The 7,563-nt window shown below is 73.4% G+C and carries 7 protein-coding genes; 3 read left to right on the plus strand and 4 right to left on the minus strand.

Going from position 1 to position 7,563, the window contains the following annotated elements; translation table 11 throughout:
- Positions 1-24: 24 nt before the first annotated feature.
- Positions 25-519 (minus strand): MarR family winged helix-turn-helix transcriptional regulator, encoded by a 495-nt coding sequence (locus tag IE248_RS09300; RefSeq protein ID WP_008742580.1) that lies wholly within the window; start codon positions 517-519, stop codon positions 25-27.
- 100 nt (positions 520-619) lie between these two features.
- Here IE248_RS09300 and IE248_RS09305 point away from each other — a divergent pair, with 100 nt between their 5' ends.
- Together IE248_RS09305 and mltG are read left to right on the plus strand one after the other, a co-directional pair.
- Positions 620-2,491, plus strand: coding sequence for an ABC transporter ATP-binding protein (locus tag IE248_RS09305; protein WP_073796709.1), 1,872 nt, complete (start codon positions 620-622; stop codon positions 2,489-2,491).
- A gap of 63 nt (positions 2,492-2,554) precedes the next feature.
- Positions 2,555-3,415, plus strand: coding sequence for an endolytic transglycosylase MltG (gene mltG, locus IE248_RS09310; RefSeq protein WP_190030374.1), 861 nt, complete (start codon positions 2,555-2,557; stop codon positions 3,413-3,415).
- A 10-nt stretch (positions 3,416-3,425) separates the two neighbouring features.
- Here mltG and IE248_RS09315 read toward each other — a convergent pair whose 3' ends face one another.
- Genes IE248_RS09315 through IE248_RS09325 form a run of 3 tightly spaced genes read right to left on the minus strand, consistent with a single transcriptional unit; the run spans position 3,426 to position 5,826 of the window.
- Positions 3,426-4,568 (minus strand): FAD-dependent oxidoreductase, encoded by a 1,143-nt coding sequence (locus IE248_RS09315; protein ID WP_229895196.1) that lies wholly within the window; start codon positions 4,566-4,568, stop codon positions 3,426-3,428.
- 54 nt (positions 4,569-4,622) lie between these two features.
- Positions 4,623-5,300 carry an HAD family hydrolase gene (locus IE248_RS09320; protein ID WP_190030375.1) on the minus strand — a complete coding sequence of 226 codons (678 nt, stop codon included), beginning with the start codon at positions 5,298-5,300 and terminating at the stop codon, positions 4,623-4,625.
- Between the two features lie 46 nt (positions 5,301-5,346).
- On the minus strand, positions 5,347-5,826 hold the full coding sequence (locus IE248_RS09325; RefSeq protein WP_037798640.1) for an Lrp/AsnC family transcriptional regulator: 480 nt from the start codon (positions 5,824-5,826) through the stop codon (positions 5,347-5,349).
- 120 nt (positions 5,827-5,946) lie between these two features.
- Between IE248_RS09325 and IE248_RS09330 the strand changes: the two genes are divergently transcribed.
- Positions 5,947-7,425, plus strand: a complete 1,479-nt coding sequence (locus IE248_RS09330; RefSeq protein WP_073796705.1) for an SDR family oxidoreductase — start codon at positions 5,947-5,949, stop codon at positions 7,423-7,425.
- Positions 7,426-7,563: the final 138 nt, after the last annotated feature.

Consider the following 7,563-nt stretch of genomic DNA (forward strand, 5'->3'; position numbering starts at 1 on the left):
GCCCCTTCGGCCAGGCGGGTGGACTCAGCAGCGGTGCTCCGCCGGGGCGTCCGCCAGAGCGTTGAGCAGGCCGCCGAGCACCTCGCGCTGTTCGGCGGTCAATGGAGCCAGGATCTCCTCTGCCGCGTCGGTTCGCGCGTTGCGCAGCCGCCGCAGCGTGGCGCGGCCGGTGTCGGTGAGCTCGATCCGGATGACGCGGCGGTTCGCCGGGTCGGGCGCGCGGCGGACGCAGTCGGCCGCCTCCAGACCGTCCACGAGGGTGGTCACCGCGCGCGGGACGACTTCCAGGCGGGTCGCGAGATCCGCCATCCGGGGGGCCTCCCCGCCGTCGTAGTGCGAGACCAGGCGGAGCAGCCGGGACTGGGCCGGGGTGATCCCGAGGGGCTCCAGATGGCGCTTCTGGATGCGGTGGAGCCGCCGGGTCAGCCGCAGCAGCTGCTCGGCGAGTATGCCGTTGCTGCTGTCGGCGCCGCCGGTACCGGCGCTGTCCGAGCGGCCGCTCGCGGAGGCGGTGTTCACGCTGCTGTCCTCATAATGGGGAATGGTATCAGGACCTGATTCATTGTGAGTATAGGTAACAATGAGCTATGCTCATGTGAGTCTCGTCAGAAGGAGGCCCATGCGCCCCGAAGAACCGAAGTGGACGCCATCGAAAGATCCCCTCGACCCCACCCGCCCGGCCCCGGCGGAACAACCTCGTGAACTGCGCCGCATCGTCGGGCTCTTCCGGCCCTACCGCGGCCGGCTCGCCGTCGTCGGCGCGCTGGTCTGCGCCTCCTCGCTGGTCGGCGTCGCCTCCCCGTTCCTGCTGAGGGAGATACTCGACGTTGCGATCCCCCAGGGCCGTACGGGGCTGCTCAGCCTGCTCGCGCTCGGCATGATCCTGACCGCGGTCGTCACCAGCGTGTTCGGCGTGCTCCAGACCCTGATCTCCACCACGGTCGGCCAGCGCGTCATGCACGACCTGCGCACCGGCGTCTACGCCCAGCTCCAGCGGATGCCGCTGGCCTTCTTCACCCGTACGCGCACCGGCGAGGTGCAGTCCCGGATAGCCAACGACATCGGCGGCATGCAGGCCACCGTCACCTCCACGGCGACCTCGCTCGTCTCGAACCTCACGGCGGTCATCGCCTCCGTCGTCGCGATGCTCGCGCTCGACTGGCGCCTCACCGTCGTCTCCCTGCTGCTGCTCCCCGTCTTCGTGTGGATCAGCCGGCGGGTCGGCCGCGAGCGCAAGAAGATCACCTTCCAGCGGCAGAAGCAGATGGCCGCCATGGCCGCCACCGTCACCGAGTCCCTGTCGGTCAGCGGCATCCTGCTCGGCCGCACCATGGGCCGCGCCGACTCGCTGACCTCCTCCTTCGCCGAGGAGTCCGAGAAGCTCGTCGACCTCGAAGTGCGCTCCAGCATGGCCGGGCGCTGGCGGATGTCCACGATCGGCATCGTCATGGCCGCCATGCCCGCGCTCATCTACTGGGCCGCGGGCTTCGCTCTGCAGACCGGCAGCCCCTCGCTGTCCGTCGGCACCCTCGTCGCCTTCGTCACCCTCCAGCAGGGCCTGTTCCGGCCCGCCGTGAGCCTGCTGTCGACCGGCGTGCAGATACAGACCTCGCTCGCCCTGTTCGCCCGCATCTTCGAGTACCTCGACCTGCCGGTGGACATCACCGAGCGCGAGGACCCCGTCCGCCTCGACCGCGCCAAGGGCGAGGTCCGGCTGGAGGACGTCCACTTCGAGTACGACGCCAAGAGCGGCCCCACCCTGTCGGGCATCGACATCACCGTCCCGGCCGGCGGCTCCCTCGCCGTGGTCGGCCCGACCGGCTCCGGCAAGAGCACCCTGAGCTACCTCGTGCCCCGGCTCTACGACGTCACCGGCGGCCGCGTCGCGCTCGACGGGGTGGACGTGCGCGACCTCGACTTCGACTCCCTCGCCCGCTCCATCGGCGTGGTCTCGCAGGAGACGTACCTCTTCCACGCCTCGGTCGCCGACAACCTGCGCTTCGCCAAGCCCGACGCCACCGACGAGGAGATCATCGAGGCGGCCCGCGCGGCCCAGATCCACGACCACATCGCATCCCTGCCCGACGGGTACGACACCCTGGTCGGCGAGCGCGGCTACCGGTTCTCCGGCGGCGAGAAGCAGCGCCTGGCCATCGCCCGCACCATCCTGCGCGACCCGCCGGTGCTGATCCTGGACGAGGCCACCAGCGCCCTGGACACCCGTACGGAGCATGCCGTGCAGCGGGCCATCGACAACCTCTCCCAGGGCCGCACCACGATCACCATCGCGCACCGCCTCTCCACCGTCCGCGACGCCGACCAGATCGTGGTCCTGGACAAGGGGCGCATAGCCGAGCGCGGTACGCACGAGGAACTGCTGGCCGCAGAAGGCCGGTACGCGGCGCTGGTCCGCAGGGACCGGGACACGGTGCTGACGCCGGAGACCGTAAGGACCACCCGGTTCGGCGAGCCGACCCCGGTAAAAGTGTGACCGTATGACCGGTCGGTGGGTCGGCTGCCCGGATCCAGGGGCCCCGCGGGTTAGCGTGCCCGCATGCCTCGTGAGTACCGGCTGCCATCCCAGCGCCGTACCCGGCTCACCCGCCGGGGCCGGCTGGCCCTCCTCTTCGCCGCGATCGCCGCGGTCGCGGCGGCGGTCATGGTCACCCTGCTGCCCGGCGAGGAAGCGCCCGAGACGCCGCGCCGCCTGCTGATCCCCGAGGGCTGGCGCGCCCCGCAGGTCTACGCCGCCATCGACCGCGAACTGAAGCTCCCGCCGGGCTCCACGAAGGCGGCGGTCGCGACCGCCGCGCTGCCCCTGCCCGCGGAGGCGAAGGGCAACCCGGAGGGCTTCCTCTTCCCCGCGACGTACCCGGTGACCTCGAAGACCACCCCGGGCGAGCTGCTCACGTACATGGTGCGGACGGCGAACGGGAAGCTGGCCACGCCGGCCGTCGCGAACGGCGGCAGGACGCAGGGCATGACCCCGTACCAGACGGCCACCCTCGCCAGCATCATCGAGGCGGAGGCCGACACCCGGGCCGAGATGGGCAAGGTCGCGCGGGTGGTGCACAACCGGCTGGCCAAGTCGATGCCGCTCCAGATGGACTCCACCCTCAACTACGCGCTGAACCGCAGCACGGTGGACGTCACGCTGGGCGACACCCGGATCGACCACCCGTTCAACACCTATGAGCGCCAGGGGCTGCCGCCCACGCCGATCGACAGCCCGGGCCTGGCCGCGATGGCGGCCGCGGTCGCGCCCCCGCCGGGGGACTGGCTGTTCTTCGTCACCGTGAAGCCGGGGGACACCCGGTTCTCGGCGACGTACGAGGAGCACAAGAGGCACGTCGCCGAGTTCAACCGGAACCGCGCGGCCGCCGGCCGGGCCCAGGCGGGGCCCCGCGCGGGCTAGGCCGCGCGGGCTAGGTCCGGAGCGCGGCGGCGGTGGCGAGCTGCGGCGCGGTGCCTTCGGTGGGGGCCGGGCCGCCGGTCTCGCGGGTGAGGAGGCGGCGGATCTCGCGGACGGCGGCGCCGCCCGCGCGGTTGGCGCCGATGGTCGAGGCCGACGGGCCGTAGCCGACCAGGTGGATCCGCTCGTCGCGGACCGCCCGGGTCCCCTCCACCCGGATGCCGCCGCCCGGCTCGCGCAGGCGCAGCGGGGCCAGGTGGTCGACGGCCGCCCGGAATCCGGTGGCCCACAGGATCACATCGGCCTCCACCCGCCGCCCGTCGGCCCAGACGGCGCCCGTCGGGGTGATCCGCTCGAACACGGGCCGGCGGTCCAGCACCCCGGAGTCCAGTCCGGCGCGGACGGCCTCGTTCAGCGGGAGCCCGGTCACGCTCACCACGCTCTGCGGGGGCAGGCCCCGTCGTACCCGCTCGTCCACCAGGGCCACCGCCGCGCGGCCCTCGGCCTCGCCGAAGCCGCCCTCGCGGAACACCGGGGGCCGCCGCGTCACCCAGGTGGTCTCCGCCGCCACCTCGGACACCTCCAGCAGGTGCTGCACGGCCGAGGTCCCGCCGCCCACCACGATCACCCGCGCCCCGGCGAACCCGGCCGGTCCCGGGTAGTCCGCGGTGTGCAGCTGACGGCCCCGGAACGTCTCCTGGCCGGGGTAGCGCGGCCAGAATGGCCGGTCCCAGGTCCCGGTGGCGTTGATCAGGGCCCGCGCCGGCCAGGTCCCGGCCGAGGACTCGACCAGCAGCCGCCCGTCCGCCCCGCCCCGGACGGCCGTGACGTCCACGGGCCGGTGTACGCGCAGGCCGAAGCGCTCCTCGTAGGCGGCGAAGTACTCCCCGATCACCTCCGACGAGGGCCGCAGCGGGTCGGCGCCGGTCAGTTCCATGCCGGGCAGCGCGTGCATCCCGTGCACCCTGCCGTAGGTGAGCGAGGGCCAGCGGTGCTGCCAGGCCCCGCCCGGGCGGGGCGCGTGGTCCAGGACCACGTGCCCGATCCCGGCCCGGGCCAGGTGGTAGGCGCTGGACAGGCCCGCCTGCCCGGCCCCGATGACCACCACGTCCACGGCCGCGTGCCCGGCCGCCGCATCCCGCGCAAATTCGTTCACGGTTCTACCAACTCGGCGCGACGGCGGGATCTTCCCGTGGCGCGCCGGGCGGCGTCAGGCGGCCGGGTGCTCGCTGACCCACTCGTAGGCCGTCTCCGCGCTGAACTCCCGCTGACCGCCGCGGAACAGCAGCCCGGCGCCGGTGAAGGCCGGATCACCCGCGGCGGTCCGCACGTACGGGACGGCCAGGCAGCCCATGCCGGCCGCGCGGGCGGCCGCGGCGCCCGGCGCCGCGTCCTCGACGACCACGCAGTCCGCGGGGTCCGAACCGAGGCGCCGGGCCGCCTCCAGGAACACGTCCGGGGCGGGCTTGCCGTGCGTGACCTCCTCGGCGGAGACCACCGTGGTCAGCAGCGCGTCCAGACCCGTACCGGCGAGCACGGCGTCGATCGCCTCCCGCGAGGAGCCGGAGGCCACCGCCATCGGGACCCCCTCGGAGTGCAGCCGCTCCACGAACTTCCGCATCTCGGGGAAGGCCTCGGTCTGGGCGCTCGCCAGCTCCAGGTAGGCGGCGTTCTGCTCGGCGAGCAGCTGCTCGACCGGCGCCTCGATCCCGTACCGCTCGCGCAGGACCTCCAGCGTCTCCAGGGTGCCGATGCCGATGAACCGGGAGTGCTCCTCCCAGGTGAAGTCGGTGACTCCGTGCCTTTCCAGCGTGCGGCGCCCGGACTCGTAGTAGTTCGGCTCGCTGTCCACGAGGGTGCCGTCGAGATCGAATATGACGGAAAGCATCCGTTGTGCCCGTTCTGCCGGTTTCGTGCGTGTCTACACCATCTTGTCAGGGTTTTGAGGCGGCTCGTCCCACGGCCTCCACCAAGGGCAGCAGCCGGTGCGCGACCCGCTCGCGCAGAGCCACCTCCGTACGGGTGCGGACCACGCCCGGGAGCTGGATCAGGCGCTGGATCACGTCCTCCAGGTGCGCGTTGTCCCGCGCCACCACCCGGGTCAGCAGGTCCCCGCCGCCGGTGATCGAAAAGGCCTCGACGATCTCGGGGACGGCCGCCAGCGCGTCGCCGACCTCGTCCAGACGGCCCTGGGTGACCTCGATGTGGACGAACGCCAGGACCGGGTGCCCGAGAGCGGCGGGGGACAGTACCGGACCGGTGCCGGTGATCACCCCGGTGCGCTCCAGCCGGTCCAGCCGGGCCTGGAGGGTCCCGCGCGCCACACCGAGGATCCGGGCGTACTCGCGGACACTGGTGCGCGGCTGCTCGATCAGCAGGCGCAGGATCCGGGTGTCGAGCTCGTCCACCGCCATGCCGTGACTGTACCAATGGCCCAGTGGGGCGATACGCCGGACGCGGGTGCATCCGGCCGCACCCGCGCGGACGAACCCCCAGGTGAGCGGGGGTCGACGGGGACGAGAGCGGAGACGGTCATGACGGGTGTGCGTTGTCTGGTCACCGGGGCCACCGGCTACATCGGAGGGCGGCTGGTGCCCGAGCTTCTCGACGCCGGCCACCGGGTCCGGTGCCTGGCCCGGTCCCCGGAGAAGCTGCGCGACCACCCCTGGGCCGGGCGCGCCGAGGTCGTGCGCGGCGACGCCACCGACGCGGAATCGGTGGGCGCGGCCATGCGGGACATCGACGTCGCGTACTACCTCGTCCACGCGCTGGGCACCGGATCCCGCTTCGAGGAACGCGACCGCGCCGCCGCCCGGATCTTCGCCGAGCAGGCCGCCGCGCAGGGGGTCCGGCGCGTCGTCTACCTCGGCGGACTCACCCCGGCGGGGATCCCGGTCCAGGAGCTCTCCCCGCACCTGCGCTCCCGAGCCGAGGTCGGGGAGATCCTGCTCGCCGGATCCGTGCCGGCCACCGTGCTGCGCGCGGCCGTCATCATCGGCTCCGGCTCGGCCTCGTTCGAGATGCTGCGGTACCTGACCGAACGGCTGCCCGTGATGGTCACGCCGAGCTGGGTCGGCACCCGCTGCCAGCCGATCGGGGTGCGCGACGTGCTGCGCTACCTCGTCGGCAGTGCCGCCATGCCGCCCGAGGTGAACCGGGCCTTCGACATCGGCGGCCCGGACGTGGTCACGTACGAGGAGATGATGCGCCGCTACGCCGTCGTGGCGGAACTGCCCAAGCGGCTCATCCTGCGGGTGCCGATGCTCACGCCCAGGCTGTCCAGCCACTGGATCGGCCTGGTCACCCCGGTGCCGCGGGCGCTGGCGCGGCCGCTCGCGGAGTCCCTGCGGCACGAGGTGGTCTGCGGGGAGCACGACATCGCCCGGTACGTGCCGGACCCGCCGGGGATGCCGTTCGGCTTCGACAAGGCCCTCGCCCTGGCGCTGCGGCGGGTGCGCGACGCCAAGGTGACCACGCGGTGGTCCTCCGCGTCGCTGCCGGGCGCGCCGAGCGATCCGCTGCCGACGGACCCCGACTGGGCGGGCGGCAGCCTGTACACCGACCGGCGGGAGATCGAGGTCGACGCGAGCCCCGAGGCGCTGTGGCGGGTGGTCGAGGGCATCGGCGGGGACAACGGCTGGTACTCCTTCCCGCTGGCCTGGGCGGTACGGGGCTGGCTGGACCGGCTCGTCGGCGGGGTCGGCATCCGGCGCGGCCGGCGGGACGCGGCGCGGCTGCGGGTGGGGGACTCGCTCGACTTCTGGCGGGTCGAGGAGATCGAACCGGGGCGGCTGCTGAGGTTGCGGGCGGAGATGCGGCTGCCGGGGCTGGCGTGGCTGGAGATGCGGGCGGAGCCGGCGGGTACGGACGGGGGGCGCGCGCGGTACCGCCAGCGGGCGGTGTTCCATCCGCGGGGCCTGCTGGGGCACATGTACTGGTGGAGCGTGTCCCCCTTCCACGCGGTGGTCTTCGGCGGCATGGCGCGCAACATCGCCCGCGCGGCCGAACACTGACCCCGCCCGGGCGACGCACCTCCCCGTCCGGCCGTCCCCCCGGCGGGCCGTCCTCCCGGCGGGCCGTCCTCCCGGCGGGCCGTCCTCCCGGCGGGCCGTCCTCCCGGCGGGCCGTCCTCCCGGCGGGCCGTCCTCCCG

Origin of the sequence: Streptomyces goshikiensis (genome assembly GCF_014650555.1) — a bacterium.
GTDB classification, from domain to species: Bacteria; Actinomycetota; Actinomycetes; order Streptomycetales; family Streptomycetaceae; genus Streptomyces; species Streptomyces goshikiensis.